Source organism: Pseudoalteromonas undina, assembly GCF_000238275.3.
GTDB classification, from domain to species: domain Bacteria; phylum Pseudomonadota; class Gammaproteobacteria; order Enterobacterales; family Alteromonadaceae; genus Pseudoalteromonas; species Pseudoalteromonas undina.
In genome coordinates this window covers 1,671,691-1,696,642 of record NZ_AHCF03000003.1, presented here as the reverse complement: position 1 = coordinate 1,696,642, position 24,952 = coordinate 1,671,691, and the positions used below count along the sequence as shown (strand labels likewise).

Annotated in this window: 19 protein-coding genes; 6 read left to right on the top strand and 13 right to left on the bottom strand. The window is 41.3% G+C overall.

Annotated features, from left to right (window positions below):
- Nucleotides 1-12 precede the first annotated feature (12 nt).
- The 3 genes from recC to recD are packed head-to-tail and all read left to right on the top strand — an operon-like array spanning nt 13 to nt 8,880.
- The gene (gene recC / locus PUND_RS11420) at nt 13-3,312 is read left to right on the top strand and encodes an exodeoxyribonuclease V subunit gamma (RefSeq protein WP_010389577.1); all 3,300 of its coding nucleotides are present in this window, start codon (nt 13-15) and stop codon (nt 3,310-3,312) included.
- On the top strand, nt 3,299-6,865 hold the full coding sequence (recB, locus tag PUND_RS11415) for an exodeoxyribonuclease V subunit beta (protein WP_010389578.1): 3,567 nt from the start codon (nt 3,299-3,301) through the stop codon (nt 6,863-6,865). The genes recC and recB overlap by 14 nt, the downstream gene beginning before the upstream one ends.
- Nucleotides 6,862-8,880 (top strand): exodeoxyribonuclease V subunit alpha, encoded by a 2,019-nt coding sequence (recD, locus tag PUND_RS11410; RefSeq protein WP_010389580.1) that lies wholly within the window; start codon nt 6,862-6,864, stop codon nt 8,878-8,880. The genes recB and recD overlap by 4 nt, the downstream gene beginning before the upstream one ends.
- A gap of 13 nt (nt 8,881-8,893) precedes the next feature.
- On the opposite strand, the gene PUND_RS11405 is transcribed toward recD, so the two are convergent.
- Together PUND_RS11405 and PUND_RS11400 are read right to left on the bottom strand one after the other, a co-directional pair.
- Complete coding sequence (locus PUND_RS11405; RefSeq protein WP_010389583.1) at nt 8,894-9,526, bottom strand: trimeric intracellular cation channel family protein; 633 nt, start codon at nt 9,524-9,526, stop codon at nt 8,894-8,896.
- 396 nt (nt 9,527-9,922) lie between these two features.
- On the bottom strand, nt 9,923-11,212 hold the full coding sequence (locus PUND_RS11400; RefSeq protein ID WP_010389584.1) for an amidohydrolase: 1,290 nt from the start codon (nt 11,210-11,212) through the stop codon (nt 9,923-9,925).
- Between the two features lie 327 nt (nt 11,213-11,539).
- On the opposite strand from PUND_RS11400, the gene PUND_RS11395 reads away from it, so the two are divergent.
- A complete protein-coding gene (locus PUND_RS11395; protein WP_010389585.1) occupies nt 11,540-12,598 on the top strand; it encodes a hypothetical protein in 1,059 nt (352 codons plus the stop codon).
- Between the two features lie 422 nt (nt 12,599-13,020).
- Nucleotides 13,021-14,082 (top strand): hypothetical protein, encoded by a 1,062-nt coding sequence (locus PUND_RS11390; RefSeq protein WP_010389586.1) that lies wholly within the window; start codon nt 13,021-13,023, stop codon nt 14,080-14,082.
- 49 nt (nt 14,083-14,131) lie between these two features.
- On the opposite strand, the gene ttcA is transcribed toward PUND_RS11390, so the two are convergent.
- The 11 genes from ttcA to ccoN all read right to left on the bottom strand — a co-directional run bounded on the left by ttcA (nt 14,132) and on the right by ccoN (nt 24,146).
- Nucleotides 14,132-15,046 (bottom strand): tRNA 2-thiocytidine(32) synthetase TtcA, encoded by a 915-nt coding sequence (gene ttcA, locus PUND_RS11385; RefSeq protein WP_010389587.1) that lies wholly within the window; start codon nt 15,044-15,046, stop codon nt 14,132-14,134.
- A gap of 92 nt (nt 15,047-15,138) precedes the next feature.
- Nucleotides 15,139-16,065, bottom strand: coding sequence for a universal stress protein UspE (gene uspE / locus PUND_RS11380; protein WP_010389588.1), 927 nt, complete (start codon nt 16,063-16,065; stop codon nt 15,139-15,141).
- Nucleotides 16,066-16,172: 107 nt separating this feature from the next.
- On the bottom strand, nt 16,173-16,910 hold the full coding sequence (locus PUND_RS11375) for an FNR family transcription factor (protein ID WP_010389589.1): 738 nt from the start codon (nt 16,908-16,910) through the stop codon (nt 16,173-16,175).
- A gap of 42 nt (nt 16,911-16,952) precedes the next feature.
- Complete coding sequence (locus PUND_RS11370) at nt 16,953-17,624, bottom strand: sulfite exporter TauE/SafE family protein (RefSeq protein ID WP_010389594.1); 672 nt, start codon at nt 17,622-17,624, stop codon at nt 16,953-16,955.
- Entirely contained in the window at nt 17,617-17,784 is a 168-nt protein-coding gene (ccoS, locus tag PUND_RS11365; RefSeq protein ID WP_008109812.1) for a cbb3-type cytochrome oxidase assembly protein CcoS, read from the bottom strand. Before ccoS ends, PUND_RS11370 begins: the two co-directional genes overlap by 8 nt.
- Complete coding sequence (locus PUND_RS11360; protein ID WP_010389595.1) at nt 17,781-20,153, bottom strand: heavy metal translocating P-type ATPase; 2,373 nt, start codon at nt 20,151-20,153, stop codon at nt 17,781-17,783. The genes ccoS and PUND_RS11360 overlap by 4 nt, the downstream gene beginning before the upstream one ends.
- 8 nt (nt 20,154-20,161) lie before the next feature.
- Nucleotides 20,162-20,653 (bottom strand): FixH family protein, encoded by a 492-nt coding sequence (locus PUND_RS11355; RefSeq protein ID WP_010389596.1) that lies wholly within the window; start codon nt 20,651-20,653, stop codon nt 20,162-20,164.
- A 149-nt stretch (nt 20,654-20,802) separates the two neighbouring features.
- Entirely contained in the window at nt 20,803-21,837 is a 1,035-nt protein-coding gene (gene ccoP / locus PUND_RS11350) for a cytochrome-c oxidase, cbb3-type subunit III (RefSeq protein WP_010389597.1), read from the bottom strand.
- The gene (locus PUND_RS11345; RefSeq protein WP_010389598.1) at nt 21,834-22,019 is read right to left on the bottom strand and encodes a cbb3-type cytochrome oxidase subunit 3; all 186 of its coding nucleotides are present in this window, start codon (nt 22,017-22,019) and stop codon (nt 21,834-21,836) included. The genes ccoP and PUND_RS11345 overlap by 4 nt, the downstream gene beginning before the upstream one ends.
- 6 nt (nt 22,020-22,025) lie before the next feature.
- Nucleotides 22,026-22,700, bottom strand: coding sequence for a cytochrome-c oxidase, cbb3-type subunit II (ccoO, locus tag PUND_RS11340; RefSeq protein WP_008109817.1), 675 nt, complete (start codon nt 22,698-22,700; stop codon nt 22,026-22,028).
- Nucleotides 22,701-22,712: 12 nt separating this feature from the next.
- On the bottom strand, nt 22,713-24,146 hold the full coding sequence (gene ccoN, locus PUND_RS11335) for a cytochrome-c oxidase, cbb3-type subunit I (RefSeq protein ID WP_010389600.1): 1,434 nt from the start codon (nt 24,144-24,146) through the stop codon (nt 22,713-22,715).
- Between the two features lie 337 nt (nt 24,147-24,483).
- Here ccoN and PUND_RS11330 point away from each other — a divergent pair, with 337 nt between their 5' ends.
- Nucleotides 24,484-24,912 carry a hypothetical protein gene (locus PUND_RS11330; RefSeq protein ID WP_010389601.1) on the top strand — a complete coding sequence of 143 codons (429 nt, stop codon included), beginning with the start codon at nt 24,484-24,486 and terminating at the stop codon, nt 24,910-24,912.
- The last annotated feature ends 40 nt before the right edge of the window (nt 24,913-24,952 follow it).

Below are 24,952 nucleotides of genomic sequence, written 5' to 3'. Positions count from 1 at the left end.
GGCTGGTATCGTATGCTCAATATTATTCAATCAAACCGTATGGAAGCCCTGCAAGCGCAGTTTCATCAGCTATTAAAAGTAAACCCATTGCAAAGCCCATTTGATAAAGAAGTGGTGCTAGTGCAATCGCCGGGTATGTCGCAATGGCTTAAAATCGGTTTAAGTGAAAATTTAGGCGTAGCTGCACAGGTAGACTTTCCGCTCCCGTCGAGTTTTATTTGGCAGTTGTATCAGCAATTACTACCAAACGTGCCTAAAGAGTCGGCCTTTAACAAACCTAACCTTGCTTGGAAATTATTTGCCATTTTACCCCAGTGCATAAATGAGCCGCTGTACTTACCGCTTAAAACCTATTTAGAGGGCGATATTGACGGCCAAAAAACCTTTGCTCTATGTGAAAAAATAGCCGATGTGTACGACCAATATTTGATGTATCGCCCCCATTGGATAGCCAAATGGGATAGTGGCACCGATGAGCTTGACGATGTTGATATATCGATTGCGCCTTGGCAACCCGATTTATGGCGTCGTATCGTCAAATTAAGCAAACAACTAGGGCAAAGCCAATTTCACCGTGCCAACATGCAAGGGCAGTTACTCAGTGCACTTGAGAGCATGGATAGCAGCTTATTGCCAAAACGCATTAGTTTATTTGGCATATCGGCGATTGCCAGCTCGCAGCTTGAGGTGTTTGAAGCCTTGAGTAAAAAAACTGAAGTGTTTTTGTTCTTTTTTAACCCCAGCGAGCATTATTGGGGCGATATAATTGATGAAAAAACAGCGGCTAAAATCACCGCTAAATATGCCAAAATGCCGCTTTTGGAAGCACAGCAAAAAAAGCACACCAACCCCGATGAGGAATACTATTTTATTGGTAATCCGCTGTTATCGTCGTGGGGTAAACTCGGCCGCGATTATTTTGAGCAACTAGTGCAGCTTGATGCCCGCTGGATTGATGGCTTTATAGATGCATTTGACGACAGCTTACTTGGCCAAGTGCAAAGTGAAATTTACCAACTTGCCTTTAAAGGTGAGTCGCTCACCGATAACAAAGAATGGTTTATTAACGACGAGGGCAAGCTGCCAATTACTGCAAACGATGCAAGCATTACACTTAGCGATTGCCATACACCGCTTCGAGAAGTAGAGCGTTTGCACGATTACTTACTTAATTTATTTAATCAAAATCCAGCGCTTACCCCGAAAGACATCATCGTGATGATGCCCGACGTTGGTACCTACAGCCCTTACATTGAAGCGGTTTTTGGCGGTGCACAGGGCAGTCGATTTATACCTTATGCGCTAGCTGATTTAGCCATAGAGCAAGAAAAACCTGTACTGAGTTCGTTTGCCAGTTTGGCTAACTTACCGTTTTCGCGCTTCGGCGTGTCGGATATTCTCGATTTATTACAGGTTACCCAAATTGCTGAAAAGTTTGGTTTAGAAGCGCATGAATATGAGCAAATTCAGTATTGGTTAGAGCGCGTTGGCGTTAAATGGGGTGTAAACGCGGAACATAAAAGTAGCTTTGACTTACCCGCAATAGAGCTAAACACTTGGCAACATGGCTTAAACCGGTTACTACTGGGTATTGCCATGCGCGATGAACAATGCCCATTTAATGGTATTTACAGTGCCGATGAGGTTGAGGGTATGGCACTCGATACACTTAATAAGCTGGTACATTTTATTGATGTGCTGCAAGACTTTAAAGCTAAGCTCACCCCTGATGACACACTCACCAATAAAGCGCAAATTTTAAATGAGCTGCTCAATACTATTTATGAAAGCGAAAGCGACGACAGTTGGGATTTATTAGTACTACAAAAAGTACTCGAAGATATAGGTAAGCACCACGATAACGGTGATTACAGTGAGGCCGTATCGCAGCGCATTGTTAGCTATTTAATTAAACAAGGCATACAAGAAAAAGGTGTCGGCCAGCGATTTTTAGTGGGGCAAGTGAATTTTTGTACGCTAATGCCAATGCGCGCCGTGCCGTTTAAGGTGGTGTGTATGCTAGGCTTGAATGATGCCGATTACCCGCGTACCGTACAGCCTATTGGTTTTGACTTAGTGCCTTATTCGAAAAAGCAAAAAGGTGACCGTTCACGAAAACTCGATGACCGTTATCTCTTTTTAGAAGCACTTCTTAGTGCCCGGGATAATTTATATATGAGCTACATTGGCCGCTCATGTTTTGATAACCAGCCACGAATGCCATCAACACTTGTCAGTGAATTGTTAGAATACATAGGTCGCAGCTTCAAACTTAGCGAACCCAGTGATAAACCTTTGCCAGATTGTCTTATTAGCCAACAACATTTACAACCTTTTAATAGTCATTATTATTTGCCAGCTAGCGCTGAACAGGCAGGGCTTAACAACCACAGCTATAACCCAATTTGGCTGCCTAGCGAGGCAATTGAGCCAAAAGCAATCACTGCGCTTGATGTAACGCCTCCAGAGCTGTTTGATCTTGATATGTTTATTCGCAGTGTGTGCCACGCCCAAGAGAGCTTTTATCAGCAAAGCCTAGGGTTACGTTTGCCGCAATTTAACGATATAGCCAAAGATGAAGAACCGTTTAGCTTAGATGCGCTGCGCCGTTATTTTTACCTTGATGAAATACTTGAAGCTAATATTAACGATACACCACTGAGTACCGAACAAATACTGCAGCGCGGTGAGTTGCCGCAAGCCCATGTTGGCAGCTTAATTTATGAGAGCATGCAACATCGCGTTGATGCGCTTGCAGGGCAAGTAAAACAACAAATAAAAGCGGGTAAAAGCGAACCGATAGAAGTGTTACTGTCGCTTGAAAACACCACCATTGAAGGCTGGTTAAACCATGTGTATATGCAAAAACAAGTGTTTTATCGCAGTGCCAGTATTAAAGCTAAAGATTTAATTAAAGGCTTTATTTATCATCTTGCTGCACAAAGCATGCAACAAGAGGTTGAAACCTTATTGCTAGGTTTAGATAAACAAATTAGTTTTGCCCCAATGAGTAAAGCCGATGCCGATTTACTGCTCGCAGATTGGTTTGAGCTTTATAAAGCTTTACGCAACAAGCCCGTGGCGTTTTTTCCGGTAAGTGGTTATGAATACGTAAAAAGCGGTGGTGATATGGCAAAAGCCAACAGTAAATTTAGTCCACAGTATATTGGCCGAGGCGAAGGAGAAAACCCTTATATTCGTTTAACGGTGCAATCACTTAATGACTGCCAAGACGAATTTATACATTGGAGCGATAAGTTACTCGCCCCATTATTTGAGCACGCCAAGGAGAGTGACTATGCAAGCGCTTAATCCACTCACTATGCCATTATCAGGACAAAGCTTAATTGAAGCCAGTGCAGGCACAGGTAAAACCTACACGATCACGGGTTTGTATTTGCGCTATTTATTGGGCATGCAAATACCTGGTGAGCTGAATACGCCATTGAGTGTTGATCAAATTTTGGTAGTCACCTTTACCGATGCCGCCACGCAAGAAATTAAAGATCGTGTTCGTAGCCGAATTATTGCCGCGCGTGATGCGTTACTTGGGCAAGTACCCAATGATGAGCTAATTGAGAGTGTAATAGCGGGCGTTGATGACAAGCACCGTGCATTTGACTTACTCGATGCCGCAGCTAAATCAATGGACGAAGCGGCTATTTTTACCATTCATGGTTTTTGTCAGCGAATGCTAAAGCAGCATGCGTTTGAATCCGGTGTGGCATTTAACTTAGAGTTCATTTTAGATGAGCGCGATATTCTGCTTGAAACCATAAAAGACTTTTGGCGTGCGTTTGTATACCCACTCAGTAAAGAAAGAACAGATGCGATTTTAGCGGTATTTGCTGCGCCCGAATCACTATTTAGTCATGTAAGTAGTATTTTAAATAAGGCGAACGCAGAGATAACCCCGCAAGTTAGTTTAGATGCGGTATGGCAAGCGCGAGATGAATACTTGGCGTGTGTTCCAGCCTTTAAAAAAGCCTGCCTAGAGCAAGAGTTTATTGGTGCTGTTAAAGCATCCGATTTAAGTGGCTCAAAAACACCTGGGCGAAAGGGCAGTCTTGCTGCACTTGAAGCATTTTGCTTAGGCAGTGATGACTTTTTTGAATTTGGTACCAGTAAGTATTCGTTTGAGGTGTGGAGTAGCGAGAACTTAAGTAATGCCGCTAATTATAAAAAAAATGGCACATTACTGACTCATCCACTTATTAGCCAATTCGATGCCTTAGCCGCACTTAACAACACCATTAACCAAGGGTTAAAAATTGCGATAGTGCAATATGCGGCGAGCTGGGTAAAAGCGGCCATAGTTAAACGCAAACAAGAACAAAGCGTGATCACCCCTGACGATTTACTGACTAATTTACACAGTGCCTTAAAGAGTGAACAAGGTGATGTGCTCGCACAAAAAATAGCGCAGTTATTTCCGGTGGCAATGATAGATGAGTTTCAGGATACTGACCCGATTCAGTACGGGATTTTTAGTAAAATTTATGCTCAAAGCAATACCACTTTAGCTATGATAGGCGATCCCAAACAAGCAATTTATGGGTTTAGGGGCGCAGATATATTTACCTACATTGGCGCAAAAGAAGCGGTAGATGAGCCACAACAATTTACATTGGGCACTAACTTTCGCTCAAGCAGTGATATTGTAAATAGCGTAAATAGCTTATTTAGCAAATACGAAAACAGCTTTATTTATAACGACGCCATTCCATTTAATAAAGTGAAAGCGAAAGGAAAAAAAGCAGATGAGTCGTTTTTAATTGACGGTAAACCTGCCACCGCGTTTGAGTTTAATGTGTTTGTAGATGAAGCCGGCGATGAAAAAAATAAGCCGACCAGTAAAGGCTTAGGGCAAGCTCATTTAGCCACCCATTTTACTAATAAAATTGTTACTTTACTTGAGCAGGCAAACCAAGGAATAGCCTGTATTGGCAGTACGCCGGTAAGCGCTGCTGATATTTGTATTTTGGTGCGCGACCGCGTTGAAGCACAAATAATGAAGCAAGCGCTGAGTAAAGCTAATATTGCCAGTGTGTATTTGTCGCGCGACAGTGTATTTAGCCAAGAGTTAAGTCATCACTTGCTCAATTTTTTAACGGCTTTGCATGGTCAGTACGATGAGGCGTTACTACGCGGTGTATTAGCTGGCCCGTTATTTTGTTTAAGCTATAACGATATTTTTGCTCTAGCCGATGATGAAAATAGCTGGCAAGAACACCTAAACTTTTTTGCTCAACTTAGCCATATTTGGCATAAGCAAGGGGCAATGGCAATGCTCGAACGCTTACTGAGTCACAATCAGCTCAGTGCCAAATGGCAAGGCTTGGGCTATAACGTAGAACGGTGGCTTACCGATTTTAGGCACCTTGGCGAAATACTGCAGCAAAAACAAATAGAGCTTGAAGGGACACTTCGTTTATTACGTTGGTTTGCGCAAAAGGTGAGCCAGCAAGATGGCGAAACAGTGCAAGTTCGCTTAGAAAGTGATGCGAACTTAGTTAAAATTGTGACTATGCACGCTTCTAAAGGGCTTGAATACCCATTGGTATTTATGCCATTTGCCAGTGGTTATCGTGAAACTAAAGACGCGCTTTATCATCAAAATGGCAAGCTGATATACGATTTAAGTAAAGACGAAGACGCCCTGCAAAAAGCCGAACAAGAACGTTTAGCAGAAGACTTACGTTTGCTTTATGTGGCACTGACCCGAGCAGTGCATTTTTGTTCGCTGGGCGTGTATAACATTTCTCAAGGGCAAAGTAGCCGTTTAGCAATTCAAAGTAGTGCGCTGGGGCATGTGTTGTTCTCAGGATTAGAGATAAGCAGTAGCCAAGTGTGGCGCACCCATTTAAGTGAATTTTGTGAGGCTAATCATGCTATGCAATACCAGCAATTTACCTCAGGCGAATTACATGAGCAGGGCATACTTCGCTTAAAAAATAGTGACACTAAACAGCACGATTTACTTATTAATACAGTAACGGCGCAGATAGAACGTGACTGGCGAGCAACTAGCTTTAGTGCTTTGAGCTTTAAAAAGCATGCTGATCAACTTGCTCCAGGGCGCAGCGATGAAGATCATCAAAAAGATGAGTTTGCCGTGCAGCAAGATGAACTTCCTTCACCGTATAGCTTTCCAAAGGGCGCAAAACCAGGGAGTTGCTTGCACGAAATATTTGAGCAGCTTGATTTTACCAGTCCGGTAAATCATCCCACGAATATAGAGCAAAACTTAACGGCTGTGATTGAGCGTGCTTTTGAAAAATACCATATTGATGAGCAATGGCAGCAAATTACCGAGCAATGGGTACTCGATGCACTTAATTGCCCGTTAAACAGCGAGAATAATTTAAGTTTGAGCCAATTAGCGCCAAGTGACTGTTTAGTCGAAATGGAGTTTAACTTACCGCTTAGCAGCCTCAGTGCCCCTAAGCTTAATGAAGTGTTGATTAAACATTTTGGCTTTAACCAAAGTAAACTTGAGTTTGCCCATGTTAAAGGGTTACTAAAAGGCTTTATTGATTTAATTTTTTGCTACCAAGGCAAGTATTATATTTTAGATTATAAATCGAATTATTTGGGCAGTACCGCCGCTGATTATGTGCCAGAGCAGCTAGAGCAAGCCATGACCAGCCACCAATATCATTTACAGTATTTAATTTATACCGTAGCGCTGCATCGCTTGCTTAAACAGCGAATTCCCGATTATTCAATAGAGGCGCATTTAGGCGGTGTTTATTATACTTTTTTACGCGGTATGCCAGCAGGTGAGGGAGTGTACTTTAAACAGCTAAGTGCAGATCAAGTCGTTATTTTAGATGGCTTGTTTAGCCAAGGAGCCATGCTATGAGTGATTTAAATCAACAACCGGGTTTGTTTGATGACTTAGATGATGCGCCTTTAGATGAACCTGTGCTCACAACAGCACAGCCAACGATGCAGGCCAGCGAAAGTATTGAAGTCGTGCCGTTGCTAACGTATTTAACGGACGAACATAGAGTGCGAGTGGTTGATGTAAAACTGGCTGAATTGCTCAGTGGCACAAACGCACAGCAAGGGTATGACGACCTCTTTTATATAATTTTAATGCTGTGTTTATCGCAGCAAAGCCAACATAGCTGTTTAACCCTAACAGAGGTTGACTGGACTAATCCGTTTAATTTACGTCAAAGCGACTTTATTAAACTAGAGGGCACACAGCCTGATACTCTCAGCCCATTTAGTGATGACTATACGACTGAGGCAGCAATACGTTATTTACTCTCACATCACAGTGTTGGGGAGCAAAAGCCGCTGCAATTGTTTAATCAACGATTATATTTTTCTCGTTTAGCAGGCTATGAACAGACTCTTGCCCAACGATTACTGACAATGAGCGAACGACAACTTAACCTTGATGATGCAGTACTTGCCCAGTTATTAACCCGTTACTTTCCTGATGACCCGAGTATTGACATTGATTGGCAAAAAGTAGCGTGTGCGATTGCCGCCACAAAAGGTTTTAGTGTGATCACGGGCGGACCTGGCACCGGTAAAACCACCACAGTAACAAAGCTGTTAGCGATTTTACAATCGTTATATCAAGCGGCGCCATTGAGCATAAAATTAGTAGCACCCACCGGTAAAGCAGCGGCACGACTAACAGAGTCAATTTTAGGGGCTAAAAATAAGCTTAGTGAAATACCAGATGATATTAATTCGTTGATCCCGCAAAGCGCGCAAACCATTCATCGGTTGTTGGGAGTTAAGCCATTTACCAATAAATTTCGGCACGATAAAAGCAATCCGTTGCATGTTGATGTATTGATTATTGATGAGGCCAGCATGGTCGACTTATCACTTATGGCTAAATTAATTGAGGCCTTGCCAGATCATGCTCGATTGATTTTACTCGGCGATAAAGACCAACTTGCTTCGGTTGATACTGGTAGCGTAATGAGTGATTTATGCCAAGGGTTAGTACTTGAACAAACACCGCGTTATTCAAAAGTACGCTGTGAGCAATTGAACACGCTGTGCTTTAATGGCACTGTAAAACTCAACGCGCAAACTCAAAGTGAGTTTAAACTCGCTGACTGCATTGCCTTTTTACAACATAGCTATCGGTTTGATGCAAAAAGTGGCATAGGTCAATTGGCGCTGGCGGTTAATACCAACAACCGTGGGATATTAAACTATGTTGAACAACAAAGTAGCGAAGGGCATTTTAGCGATATTATTTTAGACTATGATTTTGTTTCCACACCAATTGAAAAGTTAGTAAATAGTGCCGCAAGTCATTATGCTAATTACCTAACACTGATAGCGCAAGGTGCCAGTGTTGCGCAAGTGCATGCAGCTTTTGCCAGTTATCAGTTACTTGCTGCAGTACGTGAAGGCGATTACGGCGTTAATAGTTTAAACCAGCGTATTGAACGGGTATTACAGCAGCAAGGTTTAATTAGCGTTAATCCTAATCAGCGGCATTATATAGGGATGCCGATAATGGTTAGTCAAAACGACTACCAGCTAAAATTATTTAACGGTGATATAGGAATTCTAATGCCCGATGATAGCGGCCAACTCAAGGCAGTGTTTATTGATGAACAAGGTAATGAACGGGCATTTTCACCCGCACGGCTTCCGGCGCACGATAAAGTGTATGTAATGACCATTCATAAATCCCAAGGCTCAGAGTTTAGTTATACCGCGATGGTGTTACCACCGCTCAAGCAGGCGAGTATCGGTATTAATAGGCAATTAGTGTACACGGGAATTACCCGCGCAAAACAGACCTTTGAGCTGGCGGCAGATAAAAAAGTGCTACAACTGGCCATGGGTAAAAGTGTATCACGGGCGTCAGGCTTGTATGAGCGATTAGTGTAAAGCCATACTTATACTAATCTCTTATTTTTGGGGTTCGTTTTCTAAATAGGTTGGGTTGCCAGCCAAAATGCAGTGCGCCCAATCTTAGAAAGACGGTTACCAATAATGAACCTATAATGCACCATAAATAAGGGACATCTAATAAAAATAGCGTGGCATAGGTTAAGCCTCCTGCAAAACACGCGGTGGAGTATAGCTCTTCGCGCATCACCAGTGGTACTTCTCTACAGATCACATCACGTATTAAGCCGCCAAATATACCCGTCGTCATTCCCATTGTAAGCGCAACCACCATGGTTGTACCTTCAATTAATGCTTTTTCAATACCGACCACATTAAAAATAGCCATACCAATAGCGTCAACCAGCAACATGTAATAGTTAGACACATCAGGTAAGTGGCGAATAAACATAACGGTGACAAAAATAGCGCCATAGGTGGCATATAAATAATCGGGGTTGGCTATCCAAAATACAGGTTGATTAAGCAGAATATCTCTGAGCGTGCCACCGCCTAACGCGGTGACTGAGCCAACAACGACAACACCAAATCCACCAATATCTTTGTCGTGGCCTAATAATGAACCTGAAATTGCAAAGAATGCCACGCCAATAAGGCTTAAAAAATTAAAATACTCTGCCGTCATTGAGGTGTCCTTACCAGATTGAGAATTTATATTAGACATTAAAAGATAAGCGATTGGGGATTTATATTAGCTGAATAACACTAGGGTCTGCTTACCTTTCAAGGTTGAATTTGCAGCACTCTGCTTGGTATTAAAGCAAGGCAGAGCCTGTGTGGTGTGGTTATTCCCCATAAATAGGCGATAACGCAGCATCAATGCCAAACAGGCGCTGCCCGAAGGGTTCTGCCTAGGGGCGATTTACTCTTTGTTGCTCGGTTTTTACTTAGTCCACTAGGTTACAAACCTCGCGCCGCGATTAAACCGCCCCTAGTTTGAACAAATATTAATCCGCAAAGGTCAACAGACCCTAGCTTTACAAGCACAAGGTTATTAGCCCAGTGCTTGTTATGCTGGTTCTTATTGTAAGTAGTCAACGACCAGTTGAGATAATGATTCTACGCCAAGTTGTAATGCGCTTTCGTCAACATAAAACTGAGGTGAATGATTACTTGGTGCCGTTTTAGCGTTTTGATCTTTTGGAGTAACACCTAAAAAGTAAAACAGCCCAGGGGTTTCTAATGCATAATAGCTAAAGTCTTCTGCACCGGTAATTAAATCTGTGGTAATAATGTTGTCAGCACCTGCAATACGGGCAAGTGTAGGGGTCATTTTTTGGGTCAGTGCAACATTATTTACTGTTACAGGGTAGCCGTGATCTATATGCACATCAGCTTTAGCCCCCGCGGATTCGGCAACCAGTTCAGCGGTTTTAGCTAAACGTTTTTTAATATCGGCACGCATCGTTTGATCAAAGGTTCTAATTGTACCAATAAGCTCTACATTATCGGGGATAATATTTGAGCGTATGCCGCCGTTAATCGCGCCAAATGAAATAACAGAAGGCGCTTTAGTTACATCTACCTGGCGAGAGGCAATTGTTTGAGTTGCCATTATAATTTGTGATGAAGCAACAATGGGATCTACGCCATTCCAAGGGCGCGAGCCATGAGTTTGACGACCCGTTACGTTAATTGTGAAAGAGTCTTCACTGGCCATTAGAGGCCCTTCTCTAAAGCCAATTTGACCAGTATTAAGTGAGCTGGTGACATGCAAGCCAAACATCGCTTCAGGTTTTTGTTTAAATAAACCTTCTTTTAGCATTAGCTCAGCGCCACCTTCTTCTCCCTCGGGGGCACCTTCTTCAGCGGGTTGAAATACAAACAGTACTTCACCCGCTAATTGATCTTTAATTTTTACCAGTGACTCTGCTACGGCCATTAGAATAGCAACATGAGTGTCGTGCCCGCAGGCATGCATAACGCCTACTTCATTACCACGATAGGTTGAGGTTTGTTTAGAGGCAAAGGGTAAATCAACTTGTTCGGTAACGGGTAAAGCATCCATATCGGCACGAAGGGCGATTAAAGGGCCTTTTTTACCACCGCTTAATTTAGCCACAACACCGGTATGCGCAACATCGGTTTGTACTTCAAGACCCAAAGATTTTAAATGGTTAGTAATGTACTTAGCGGTTTCAAATTCGCGATTACTCAGCTCTGGATATTGATGCAAATGGCGACGCCATGTAATGACTTTTTCACTTACACTTTGTGTTGCTTGTTCAAGTTGGGTGTTAATACTACTAGCAAAACTAGGCGCTGAAATTGCAGTAAATAAAACACTGCCAAAAATTATTTTTTTTATCATTTTAATTCCTTGGTTTTCATCGTGTGTAATTAACTTACGCTATTACATCAATAAAAAGTAGTGTTGTTTAATAGTTAACCACAGTTAAAAGAAAGTTTATTGATACTGCTTAAGAAGGGGATAAAGCTATTTTGTTTAACACAATAGTTTGGCGCTTTTGTCGTATTTTAACGCAAATATTTAGCTTCAACGGTGAAAATGATAACAAAATGTTGCATTTTTTAAATTTGTTCCCAATACTGGTCAATGCACTGCTTTTACCATGCACTGACAACAGCGTGTAACAAGCTAAGCATAATAAAAATATTCAATCAGTTAAGGATTAATATGAACAACACACACACTTTTAAACGCGCGACTTTATTTGCAGCAGCAATAGGGCTCTTAATGAGTTTTTCTGCGCTCAGTAAAGAGTATAAAGTAGTTTTAATTCATGGTTTGCAAGTATCCCAACTTACCAATAAAGCAGGTAGTGATGTAGTAAACGATGGCCAAAGCTATTGGCAGTCTTATTGGGTAAACCGTGCCGACGAGCGCATTGACTGGCCTGCGTATGAACGAATAGAAGGAAAAATTACTACAGATTGGGTATGGCCCAAGCTACAACAGATCTCTCGCTCAAATTTATGCGAGCCAGGCTGCGTGTTTGTAACCCACTCTACCGGTGACTTAGTTGCCCGATATATTATAGATAACCAGGAAAACTGGCTAGAAAACGCGGGTTTAAAACCGCTTAATATTATTGCTACCTTTGATTTAGCAGGTGCTGGTGGCGGTAGTGAATTAGCCGACTTAGCGGTGAGTGCGTTAACCGGCGCATCGTGGAATTTTGCTGTAGATGCTGCATTAACTTGGTGGCTAGGCAGTGAAGTTAACGAGGCGGTTGGCGTATTACATGATTTAAAAGTTAATAATGCACGTAGAATCGCGCCATTACCTGATGCGCGCACACCGCGTTTACGCTTTGTGGCCGATGGTAATGCATACTTAGGTTTAACGGCTGGCTTTTTGCGTGGTAACGATGATTCGGTAGTCGCTATTCACTCATCATGCGGTGCAAGCTCGGTAAGCTCATTTGGCAGTTGTAGCGCCAATATTGATACCAATGGGCGTTTAAAATCACAAGGTGATGCTGTTAGTAGCTTCATGCCATACCATTATCCATTAATGATGACTAACAGTTACAGCCATAACGAAATTCAACAAGCGCAGCACCAAGGTAATGTAACGGTGGCAATGAATAATATTAGCGTGGCTGGCGATACATTAGGATATGAAACTGTCGATGAAACTACCGGTAGCTGGTTTTGGAAAAAACAATACCGCTATGTAAAAGGCTCTGATAATTTGAGTGCTTCAACGCTCATATATAATGTGATCCCATAAAGGTGATTGTGCGTGCGGCTTTATATGTTGCACGCTTTTTTATACCAATTCGCTTTATGCAGTTATTTATTTTTAGGTAAGAAAACCTGAATGCAAATTGCAACAGGTTATCGCTCTAACAATGATTAACTGCTAGGGTCTGTTGACCTTTGCGGATTACAATTTGTTCAAACTAGGGGCGGTTTAATCGCGGCGCGAGGTTTGTAACCTAGTGGGCTAAGTCAAAACCGAGCAACAAAGAGTAAATCGCCCCTAGGCAGAACCCGAAGGGCTGCGCCTGTTTGGTATCGATGCTGCGTTATCGCCTATTTATGGGGAATAACCACACCACATAGGCTCTGCCTTGCCTAAATACCAAACAGACTGCTGCAAATTCAACCTTGAAAGGTCAACAGACCCTAGTATTTATAGGATAAATAACAATGAAAAAATCCTACGTTATTGTTTTAGTAATAATAGTTACCGGCTTGATGTGGTTTTTAGGTAAAGGCAATGCTAGTTATTCAGCTTCGCAAACAACAGCTAAAGAGCATAAAAAAACACCTGAATTTGTAGCTATGCCAGCAAAACCTAAGGTACTAGATGTTAAACCAAGCATAAAAAAAACACCTAAAGAGCAGCATGAGTTTAATGAAGATATAGCTAAAGCAGCATCGGCGGTGGCGCAGCAATATCAACAAAACTTAGTATTCCCGCCTTATTCACAACCTTTAACGGTAAATGATGAAGACCGGCTTAAGCCAAATCAGTTTTTTCCGGTTACTAGCCCAGTGGGGGAGCAGGGCGGGGAGTTAACCTTAAGTTTATCTCAATATCGCTATGTCTATCCGCAAGCGATTAAATTAACCATAAGTGCACAAAATTTAGACAAAGTACAGGTGGCACTCAGTAATACTGATACTAAACAGCTGTTAAAAACACACAGCGGTGTTGCTCGTGACAATGAGCTGGCAATTACGTTTAAAGGTGAGGAGGACTATCCTCGCAATTTACAGTTATTAGTTGAAGCCGACATTGCGGGTAAAATGGTTCCTGTGGTGGCACAAATACAATATATGCCGCCTAGTGCAACCCTAACTAGCTTTGATAACGCATATCCACGTAATGATAATATGATAGTGCCTGCTAATTTAACAGTGATAAAAAGTGGCTTATATCGCTTAAGAGCTAACTTATACAGTGGTACTTCGCCATTAGCACATTTAGTTGCTAAAGCTCGCTTAGATGAGGGCAGCGAACAAATTGATTTTAAAGCGCATTGGTCTGTTTTGCCTAAGCAAACGAATGATTTGCGGTTGAGCGACTTTGTTATTGAACGTATGTCGCCAAGCCCAGGTGAGCGAAACAGCTTTGGGCAAAGTAAAGTGAGTGAGTTTACTATTGAAGATTTTGCTTATGATAGCTTACAGCAGCTGCCTTATCAGGCGAATAAACAAGAATTGCAGAGTTTAGAGTTTTTACAAGGATTAGCTGCCGGTAAGTAGCAGCATAGAGCAGAGTGAAGGGTTTGCATTACTGCAAACCCTTAAAAAATTAGCTTAAATTAATAGTAACCACGTCGGCTTGGTCTGTTTCATCTTGTTCAGGATTAACCGGCGCTTTTGGAATATCTGGTTTATCTAACGCGATATCTCCACCATCAATAACGTCACCGGTTTGCAGATTAGCAAAATCAAACAATTGGTTATCAGCTAAATGCGAAGGTACAACATTTTGCATGGCAGTAAAAATACTTTCTATACGCCCTGGGTGCTCTTTATTCCATTGTTCTAGCATGTTTTTAGTGTGCTTACGCTGTAAGTTTTCTTGTGAGCCACATAAGTTACACGGAATAATAGGGTAGCCTTGGCTAAATGCGTATTGGCTAATATCGGCTTCTTTACAATAAGCCAACGGGCGAATAACCATGTGCTCGCCGTTATCACTCATTAGTTTAGCTGGCATACTTTTGAGTTTTCCGCCGTAAAACATATTTAAAAACAAGGTTTCTATCATGTCATCGCGGTGATGACCTAAAGCTATTTTTGTGGCGCCTAGCTCTTTAGCCGTACGATATAAAATACCACGACGCAGACGAGAGCAAAGTGAGCACGTTGTTTTACCTTCAGGAATAATATCGGTAACAATACTGTAGGTATCTTCTTCGACAATTTTGTATTCAATATTTAAATTATCAAGGTATTCAGGCAGTACATGCTCAGGAAAGCCTGGTTGCTTTTGGTCAAGGTTAACCGCAAAAAGGTCAAACTTAATAGGGGCAACACGCTGTAAATGTTGCAGCATATCGAGCATAGTGTAACTGTCTTTACCGCCCGATAAGCACACCATGATACGATCACCTTCTTCTATCATGTTAAAGTCCATGACAGCTTGACCTGTGAGGCGGCGTAAACGCTTTTGAAGCTTATTTAAGTTGTGTTGAGCTTTGGCTTGAGCAGAATGAGACACTACGCCCCCTTATAAACAGTACGGCAAAATTAATTGCTAAAAATAAAGGGGCGTATTATATGCCATATGCAATATCACAGCTACAGCAAACGTTAACTTTCTGCGAGTGGACTTACATAGCCATCAGGTTTCAATGCCAGTACATCACAATCGAGGCTGTCAATAACATGTTCAGCGGTGTTACCCACTAATGCAGCACTTAAGCCGGTACGCCCCACAGTGCCAATAACCACTAACTCACTATTTAAACGACTTGCAACATCCGGTATCACATCTTCTGGCAATCCCTCTTCAATAAAGCATTGATCAGAGGTTAGGTTAAACTCGTTAGCTAGTTCATTGGTTGATTCAATATGATGTTTTTTAACCGATTCATTGTAAAGCCCAGGATTAAATTCTGGGATTTCTATGGCAATATTTACCGGTGTAGCAGGGTAGGCATTGACTAAGTTAAGTTTAGCATTAGCTAGTTCACATAAAAATTGTGCATCTTTAATTATGCGTTTATTAAGTGATAAGTGCTGCTCATTTTCACTGACTGCGTTCACAGCAGCTAAAATATTCCCTTGTGCTGGCCATTGCATATCTTTGACAAATAAAACGGGCGTTGGACACTTTCTGACTAAGTGCCAGTCTGTAGGAGTAAAAATGACCGCTTTAAGCGCACCGTGTTGATGAGTACCTTTGATAACCAAGTCGTATTTATCATTGATAACGGTATTAATTATTGCCTCGTATGGGCGATTATGCCAAATAACTTGCGTATCAATATTAATATTTTGATAAGGAGAGATTAGATCTTTAAGCCATAGCTCGCGATCTTTGAGGACGGCTTGGCGCATTGCTTCACGTTCATCACCTGATAGCATAGTAGTCATTTCGTAAGAGAAATCATAAACCGTCATAAAGGCGGTAATGCTCGCACCCGATTTTTTGGCTAAATCTATTGAACGCGCGAGGGCATTTTGATCGTCTTTAGTTGGGTCAATAACCGCGATAATACGTTTAATCGTTTCCATTGTGCTACTCCATTCACTTAACGGTTATACATTTAGTGTAACGCAAATACACAACAGTTAAAGGGGGGAGCACTAAGATTATTGTTCTATATCAATTTATTGATTTATTAACGTGGCTTTACAATCGCAGCTGTTTTCGCAAGCGCGTCATTATCTAAAATAGTAATAAACTTGCCTTCTACTTTGATCAAATCAGCTTTTTGGAAACGACTTAACAAACGACTAATAGTTTCTACTGTTAAACCGAGGTAGTTGCCAATTTCACCGCGGGTCATGGTAAATCTAAATTCTTTACGTGAAAAACCACGTTCACCAAAACGCTCTGATAAATTATAAATAAAACTCGCTAGGCGCTCTTCGGCAGACTTTTTATTGAGTAATAACAGCATTTCTTGATCGTAGGTTATTTCACTACTCATTAAGCGCATAATTTGTTGGCGTAGCTTAGGCAGCTTACCAGCGAGTTCGTCAAGTGTGTCAAAGGGGATTTCACATACCATTGAGGTTTCTAGTGCTTGAGAAAAGCTTTGGTGCTGCATTTTATTAATGGCATCAAACCCAACAAGGTCGCCAGCTAAGTGAAAGCCGGTAATTTGTTCATCGCCTTGCTCAGACAAAGTATACGATTTAAACGAACCTGAACGAACCGCAAAAATTGCATTTAAAGGCGCGCCCGATTCAAATAAGTAGTCACCCTTGTGTAATGGTTTTTTTCGCTCAATGATCTCATCAAGTTTATCCATTTCTTGGCCATTTAAAGAAAATGGTAAACATAACTGGCTAATACTGCAGTTATTACAGCTAATGGCACAATTACCTTTAGCACGACTTTGAGAAAAATCCATAAGTTCAATCCGTTAAATTTCTATGCACGACATTTTCTAATGTTAATGCACTAGCTTATCTGTTGCAATGATCAGAAGGTAGATACCATACCAAATGATAACACTGCCTAATGTTATTCGTGTCCATGGGTGATTAAAAAGCGTATTTAGCTTTTGTGCAGCCATGCCTAAGGTGATCATGGCAGGAAATGTGCCTAGGGCAAATGCCAGCATAACTAAAGCACCATTAATGGAACTGCCACTGGTCATTGCCCAAGTAAGTGCAGAATATACTAAACCGCACGGTAACCAGCCCCATAACGCGCCATAACCAAGCGCTTTTAGAGGCGAATCAATGGGCATTAAATACTTATTAAGTTTAATTAAGTGCTGCCAAATGAGGGTTTTACCTAGTTTTTCGAGCCACTGTAAGGTGGCGGCTAGGCGCATAATATAAACGCCAACCAGTAACATAAAAATACCAGCTAAAAATGACAAAAATAATGAAAAGGCAGAATTTTGCGTGGCAAACTGGCTACTAATACCCGCAACAAGGGCTCCTGCAAGCATATAACTTAAAGCTCTACCGCTGTTATAAGCTAGAGAATATAACCACGTTTGGCGTTTGTTGCTGGCAAGCTGTAACGAACTGGCAATACCGCCACACATAGCAATGCAATGGCCACTGCCAATTAAGCCCATTAAAAAAGCGCTAACAAAAACAGGGTCAATCATTACTTTTATTGTGCTGCTCTTTGTCGTCTTCAAACAAAATACTATGGCCTTGCTTGTTTAAATCAGAGAATTGCTCACCTTTTACTGCCCAAAAAAATACGCCAATAGCAATTAATACAAACAAAATAGCGATAGGAACTAAAATATAAATTATGCTCATAACTTTAATAGCCTTAGTGAATTACATATCACAATAATAGAGCTGGCAGACATACCAATAACGGCCATCCATGGCGCAACTAAGCCCATAGCCGCTAGCGGTAATATAGAGCCATTATATAATAAAGAAAGCGCCAAGTTTTGCTTAATTATGCGTCGTGTTTGTTTAGCAATAGTTAACAAATGCGAGATAGAAGCTAAGTCACTGTTTAGCAATACAACATCAGCACTATTTTTAGATATATCGGCACCGGTTTCCATGGCGATAGATAAATGGGCGCTGGCAAATACTGGGCTGTCGTTTACGCCATCACCAACCATAGCAACAATTTCACCTTGCGATGACCAGCGTTCAACTGCGACTTGTTTATCTTTTGGACTGCAGCTTGCAAGTACTGAATCAAGCTTTAATTTTTTAGCGACTTTGGCACCGGCATCAGATGCATCACCAGTCAGCATATGGCAATTGAGATTGGCAGCCTTTAACGAGTTAATGAGTTTATCGGCATCTGTTTTTACTTTATCTACAAAGTAAAAGCGTGCAACGGCTTGCTTGTTTATATAAAGCGTGGCCTGCGCGTTGGTTTTTTTTGTGTCAAACCAGCCACTTTTACCAATAGCGTAATGGGTATTATCAAACTGAGCGCTTATCCCAATACCTGGATGCAGTTGTACATCGTCAAATTTACGTTGTCCCTTAAACTCCTTAAATGCGCTGGCAATAGGATGTTCAGAGTAACTTTCAAGCTGGGCTGCAATATCAAGAATTTGCTCTTTGCTGTAGTTATCATCAAGTATGTCAACCACGTCGAGGCTAAATTTACCTTGTGTAAGCGTACCGGTTTTATCAAAGGCAAATAAAGTGAGCTTTGATAGAGTTTCTAGCACATGTGCTTGCTTAATCAGTATACCTTTGCGAGTTAAGGTTGCTACAGCACAGGTTAACGCGGTGGGAATTGCTAAGCTTAATGCGCACGGGCAAGTGGCCACTAACACCGATATAGTGATCCAAAAAGCAACATCAGGGTCTACCTGGTACCAACCAATGGCGGTTAGAGAGGCAAACACCAATAATACAGCAACAAACCACTGCGCCACTTTGTCGGTAATTTCAACCAGTCTTGGGCGTTTTGTTAGGGCATTATGTTGCAGGCGAATAATTTGATTAAGTAGGGTGTTTTGGCCTAGTTTATTGATTTTTATTTCAATAATACCATCATGATTCACCGTACCCGCATACACATTATGATCAATATACTTTCGTACTGGTTGATGTTCGCCGGTCATCATAGACTCATCAACACTGGTACTGCCTTTAACCAATATGCCATCAGCAGGAATGGTTTCGCCAGCCTTTATTGACACAATATCGTTAAGTTTGAGTTTTTTGGCGGCAATGATGTGCTCATTACCTTGCTCATCGAGCGTACGTGCAGTAAGGGGTAACAACTTTTGCAAGTTGGCAGTGAATTCACTGGCCTTTAAACGCGCTCTAAATTCTAAGTATTTACCTAGTAAGAGTAAAAAGGTAAACATACAAATAGATTCAAAGTAAACTTCGCCTACTTCCATTACGGTGGCATAACAGCTGGCGCCATAAGCACCAAAAATAGCCAATGATACTGGTAAGTCCATATTCAGCTGCTTTGCCTTTAAGCCGTTAATTGCGTTACTTAAAAAGGGAAGGGCGCTGTATAAAATGACTGGAGTGGCTAGAATTAAACTGATCCATCTAAAGTACTGTTCAAAGTTGCTATCCATTCCAGAGAACATGCCGAAGTACATTGCAAAGGCAAACATCATGACTTGCATGGTCATCAAGCCTGCGACACCAAGGCGGCGAATATACGCTTTGGCTGTTTGTTGCTTTTGCTGGGCTTCTAAATCTGATTGGAAGGGGTAAGCTTTATAGCCTATTTCAGCCAATGAGGTAATTAGCTCACTTAAAGGCGTGGCACTTTTATCCCAGTGGATCATGGCACGATTTGTTGAGGTATTTACATCAACGCGCTTTACCGATTTAAGGTTCAATAATTGCTTTTCAATTAGCCATGCACAGGCGGCGCAGGTTATACCTTCAACACTCAGTAATACCTCAGAGTTGTCGTTGTGCGTACTAATAAACTCATCTTGGATATCTTCATTGTCATAGCTTTTAATAAAAGCGAGCTGTTCAGGGACAAGTTGCTCTACTTTGCCGGCACTTACGGTGCGGTATTTGTAGTAGTCGGTCATTCCTTGGTCAATGATGTTTTGAGCAACCGCTTGACAGCCAATGCAACACATTGGCTCAGCGGTATTGTCTATAATAACGTGTGCGTTAAACCCTGCCGGCACACTTTCAAGACAATGAAAGCAATTTTTAGACATACTAAATACTACTTATAATTAGGAGTAACTAAAACGGTGGCTGTGGTTGGTAAAGTAATACTTTCTTTCATTTTCCAACTAGCATCAACGGGTTCAATAAACACTGAGTAAGCACCAGGCGTGTAGCTTTCTAATAATGCAGTAAACTCTTGATTAGCATTTGGAGTGAGGGTAGCTTCAAAATCATGAGCTTTTATAGTGCGATGAAAAAACGATAATTTTAGCGCGTGGATATTACTGGTATCGCCTTTAGTAAATTTAAAGCTTACTCGCTCATCAGATACATTTAGGTCACCATGTAAATACAAGGCTTTTGCTTTATCAAACTTGATCAGCTCTAAGTTGATTGCTTTGCCTTTTTTATAGTAATCGTCCACAACCATATCTGGACCGTTACCAATGGCTGTAATAAATAAACTAATGCAGCCAATAATTGCAGCTAATGGAAAGAAGATTAAAAACCAAGGCCAAAAATTTTTATACCACGGAGTCGGTTGCATAGTCGCTCTAAAATTAATTAATGTGCGGCTATATTATAATAAATAGATCGAAAAGACTAAAAAAAAGCCTCCGAGTGGAGGCTTTTTTGATCTGTATTAATCTATTGAAATAAAAAGATTATAACTGAAACGTTTTGTTAACTTTATCGTTATTTATCTTGCGATAAGCTGTAAACGTAAGCAGTTAATAGGTGAATTTTATCTTCGCCTAAAATCTCTTTCCAAGCAGGCATTACACCAGCGCGGCCATGGTTAAGTGTTTCTTCAACTGCACGTTGAGAACCACCGTACAACCAAATGTTATCAGTTAGATTTGGTGCACCAAACGGTAAGTTGTGTGCAACTGAACCTTTACCATCTGCACCATGACATGCTGCACACATCGCGAATTTCGCTTTACCTGCATCGGCATCTTTTTGGTTAACAGTACGACCAGATAGGCTAAGTACATAAGCTGTCATTTCTTTAACGCCTTGCTCACCTAATGCATCACCCCAAGGTGGCATTGCTGCAACTCGACCTAAAAGTAATGTTTCTCTGATTTTGTCAGGTGTACCACCGTATAACCAATCTTTATCTGTTAGGTTAGGGAAGCCAGTACCACCTCGAGCATCAGAGCCATGACACTGTGCACAGTTTTGAGCAAATAAGCGCTGACCAATTTCAACCGCTAGTTGACCTTGCGTTTGCTCATGCTTAGTACCGTTTTCTAGTGCTACTTGTTGTGCTGCATCACCAGCAAACTTAGACTCTACTAAATCAGTAACAGGGATTTGTGCCAATTCATTGAAAATTGGGCCAAAACGCTCTTCAGCAGCACGATATTCTGCATCTAGCTTTACAAAGCGGCCATCTTCTTTAGCATCAATGACTGCTTCTTTCGATTCAGTTAAAGAAGTAACACCTTGGTTTGAGCTGGTCCACTTTGCTAAGCCTTCCCAGTTACCTAAACCTGGGTATGCTGCTAAGTAATAAACAGACCATACAAACGTTGCGAAGAACATGTAAGTCCACCATTTTGGTAGTGGATTGTTTAATTCTTCAATGCCGTCAAACTCATGTCCACAGCTTTCACCTTCTTTTACACCTACATAGTTTTTTAAGTTCCAAACTAGTAGACCAAAGATAATGATTAAGCATGCAAGGGTTAATACAATAACCCATATACTCCAAAAGCTAGTCATTTCTCAGACCCCTTTTCCTCGTTAGAGAGTGTATTGTTGTGTTTTTTTTCATCTTCAAATATGACATTAGCAGCGTCTTTAAAACGACTTTTACTACGCTTGCTATATGCCCATCCAACAATCACAATAAATAATACTAAAATTACCAGAGTCAAAATGCCTCTGTATGTCCCGTAGTCCATAATAATCTACTTCAAATGTGTGCCAAGTTGTTGCAAATAAGCAATAAGGGCTTGCATTTCTGTTGCACCTTTACCGTCATTCATTGCGTCAACTTTAGCAATGTCAGCGATTAATTCCTCGTCACTGCCATAACCTAACCCCGGGTGTTTTGGGTTTTCTGGGTTAATAGCAAACGTGTCACGGAAAATTTGTAGCTTTTTCAGAGTTAAGCTTGTATCAAGCGTGTTCTCTGCTAACCAAGGGAAGCCTGGCATATTCGACTCAGGAACCACTGCACGAGGGTCAACTAAGTGCGCATAATGCCAGTCGTCTGAGTAACGTTTACCTACACGGGCTAAGTCAGGACCAGTACGTTTAGAGCCCCACAGGAATGGGTGATCCCATACTGATTCACCCGCTACAGAGTAGTGACCATAGCGCTCGACTTCATCACGAAATGGACGAATCATCTGTGAGTGACAGTTAGCGCAACCTTCACGCACATAAATGTCACGACCTTCAAACTCTAGCGCATTTAACGGGCGTAACCCATCAACTGGCTTAGTTGTGTCGTCTTGGAACATTAGCGGAGTAATTTCTACCAATGCACCAAAGCTGATTGCGAAAACAGTCAAGATGGCCATAAGGCCGATATTTTTCTCGATAATTTCGTGTTTATTTTGCGAATTTTTATTGCTCATTATCTGACTCCGTTATGCTAACTGCGCTTGTTCATCAAGTTCTAGCGAGTTATTTTTCGCTGAAACTGTACGATAAACGTTATAAGCCATAACCAGCATACCTGTAACGATGAATACACCGCCTAAGAAACGCATAACATAGAAAGGATGAGAGGCTTCTAACGACTGAACAAAGCTGTACATTAATGTACCGTCAGAGTTAACTGCACGCCACATTAGGCCTTGCATTACACCTGAAATCCACATTGCAACAATGTATAAAACAACACCCACAGTGTGTAACCAGAAGTGTGTATTGATTAATTTAATGCTGTACATACGACCTTGCGAGAATAACGCAGGAATAAGGTGGTAGATAGCACCGATAGAAATCATTGCAACCCAACCTAGTGCACCTGAGTGTACGTGACCTACAGTCCAATCTGTGTAGTGCGATAACGCATTTACAGATTTAATTGCCATCATTGGGCCTTCAAACGTCGACATACCGTAGAAAGACAATGAAACCACTAAGAAACGAAGCACTGGGTCAGTACGTAACTTATGCCATGCACCTGAAAGTGTCATAATACCGTTGATCATACCCCCCCAAGACGGCACGAATAAGATAATAGACATCACCATACCTAAGCTTTGCGTCCAATCAGGAAGCGCAGTGTAGTGAAGGTGGTGAGGACCTGCCCAAATGTAAAGCGAGATAAGAGCCCAAAAGTGAACAACCGATAAACGGTATGAGTAAACTGGACGACCCGCTTGCTTTGGTACAAAGTAATACATCATCCCTAAGAAGCCAGCAGTAAGAAGGAAACCTACAGCATTGTGTCCGTACCACCACTGAACCATTGCATCAACCGCACCGGCGTAAATTGAGTATGATTTAGTTAGTGAGACAGGAACAGCCATGCTGTTAACAATATGAAGTACTGCAACAGTAATAATGAAACCAGCATAGAACCAGTTAGCTACATAAATATGAGCCACTTTACGTTTAGCAATAGTGCCCATAAATACAACAGCGTACGTTACCCAAACAACAGCAATTAAGATATCGATAGGCCACTCAAGTTCTGCATACTCTTTAGAACTTGAAATACCCATAGGTAGAGTAATTGCTGCTAGAACAATCACTAACTGCCAACCCCAAAAGGTGAAGGCGGCTAATTTATCTGAAAGAAGGCGCGTTTGACATGTGCGTTGTACGACGTAATAAGACGTCGCAAAAAGAGCACTTGTACCAAATGCGAAAATTACTGCGTTCGTGTGTAACGGACGAAGTCGAGAGTAAGTTAACCATGGTGTGTCAAAGTTAAGTGCTGGCCAAGCTAGTTGGGCAGCAATCAGAACCCCAATACCCATGCCAACGATGCCCCAAATCACTGTCATAATAGCGAATTGGCGTACAACTTTATAATTGTACTCAGTTTGTGATGCTACTGTTTGGCTCATTTTCTGGCTTCCGCTGCAATAAATGCGTTTAGAAATGAATTACCTACTTGTTAAAGTAGGACCTACTATTATTCCAAAGTATACTATCCAAACCCCACAATATGTGGTTGTTAAAGATAATAATCTCAAGAAATACTTGTTTTTTTTGCGGTTGAAATGATAAATTTTTTGGCCTTAAAAAGATAGGTCAATTGCGTAATAATATGACATCAATCAAACTTTATTGAGTTGCTGTCTATTTTTTGAGGTGATTTGTACCTTACTCACTCATTAAAGCCGATAATCAACCAACTTGCCCTAAATGTTGGGCCCATACATTAGATATTTGAGAACCTGCATGTATATATATAGAGTATGCTTACTTTCTTTTCTATTATTTTTACTAGGTTGTGACTTTTCTGGATCAACATCAACAGCAAAAGTAAGCCAATCGCAAACCGAGTGTAAAAATAACAAACCATGTCATTTTGAAAATCAAGTTAAGGTTTGGTTAAGCGAAGAAACCTTATCACCAGAGACACCGTTTTCAATTTATGCTCACTTACCTAATGATCTAACAATAACAGCGGCTAAATTGGAGGGAGTAACTATGTATATGGGTTACATTCCATTGCAGTTTACCGAGCAAGGGAATATTTGGTTGGCCGATACTATGGTTGGGATTTGCTCAGAGCAAAATATGGTGTGGAAGCTTGTACTTACTACTAGCAATAAAAATACTGGCATAAGTAGTAATGTTGATTACTATTTTAACGTCACTTATTGAAAATTTTTACTATGGTGTGGTTTTTCAACTACGCTATTTC

Coding starts and splice junctions, on each gene's coding strand:
- recC (WP_010389577.1), top strand. CDS start 13: ATGCTCAATATTATTCAATCAAACCGTATGGAAGCCCTGCAAGCGCAG.
- recB (WP_010389578.1), top strand. CDS start 3,299: ATGCAAGCGCTTAATCCACTCACTATGCCATTATCAGGACAAAGCTTA.
- recD (WP_010389580.1), top strand. CDS start 6,862: ATGAGTGATTTAAATCAACAACCGGGTTTGTTTGATGACTTAGATGAT.
- PUND_RS11405 (WP_010389583.1), bottom strand. CDS start 9,526: ATGACGGCAGAGTATTTTAATTTTTTAAGCCTTATTGGCGTGGCATTC.
- PUND_RS11400 (WP_010389584.1), bottom strand. CDS start 11,212: ATGATAAAAAAAATAATTTTTGGCAGTGTTTTATTTACTGCAATTTCA.
- PUND_RS11395 (WP_010389585.1), top strand. CDS start 11,540: ATGAACAACACACACACTTTTAAACGCGCGACTTTATTTGCAGCAGCA.
- PUND_RS11390 (WP_010389586.1), top strand. CDS start 13,021: ATGAAAAAATCCTACGTTATTGTTTTAGTAATAATAGTTACCGGCTTG.
- uspE (WP_010389588.1), bottom strand. CDS start 16,065: ATGGAAACGATTAAACGTATTATCGCGGTTATTGACCCAACTAAAGAC.
- PUND_RS11375 (WP_010389589.1), bottom strand. CDS start 16,910: ATGGATTTTTCTCAAAGTCGTGCTAAAGGTAATTGTGCCATTAGCTGT.
- PUND_RS11370 (WP_010389594.1), bottom strand. CDS start 17,624: ATGATTGACCCTGTTTTTGTTAGCGCTTTTTTAATGGGCTTAATTGGC.
- ccoS (WP_008109812.1), bottom strand. CDS start 17,784: ATGAGCATAATTTATATTTTAGTTCCTATCGCTATTTTGTTTGTATTA.
- PUND_RS11360 (WP_010389595.1), bottom strand. CDS start 20,153: ATGTCTAAAAATTGCTTTCATTGTCTTGAAAGTGTGCCGGCAGGGTTT.
- PUND_RS11355 (WP_010389596.1), bottom strand. CDS start 20,653: ATGCAACCGACTCCGTGGTATAAAAATTTTTGGCCTTGGTTTTTAATC.
- ccoP (WP_010389597.1), bottom strand. CDS start 21,837: ATGACTAGCTTTTGGAGTATATGGGTTATTGTATTAACCCTTGCATGC.
- PUND_RS11345 (WP_010389598.1), bottom strand. CDS start 22,019: ATGGACTACGGGACATACAGAGGCATTTTGACTCTGGTAATTTTAGTA.
- ccoO (WP_008109817.1), bottom strand. CDS start 22,700: ATGAGCAATAAAAATTCGCAAAATAAACACGAAATTATCGAGAAAAAT.
- ccoN (WP_010389600.1), bottom strand. CDS start 24,146: ATGAGCCAAACAGTAGCATCACAAACTGAGTACAATTATAAAGTTGTA.
- PUND_RS11330 (WP_010389601.1), top strand. CDS start 24,484: ATGTATATATATAGAGTATGCTTACTTTCTTTTCTATTATTTTTACTA.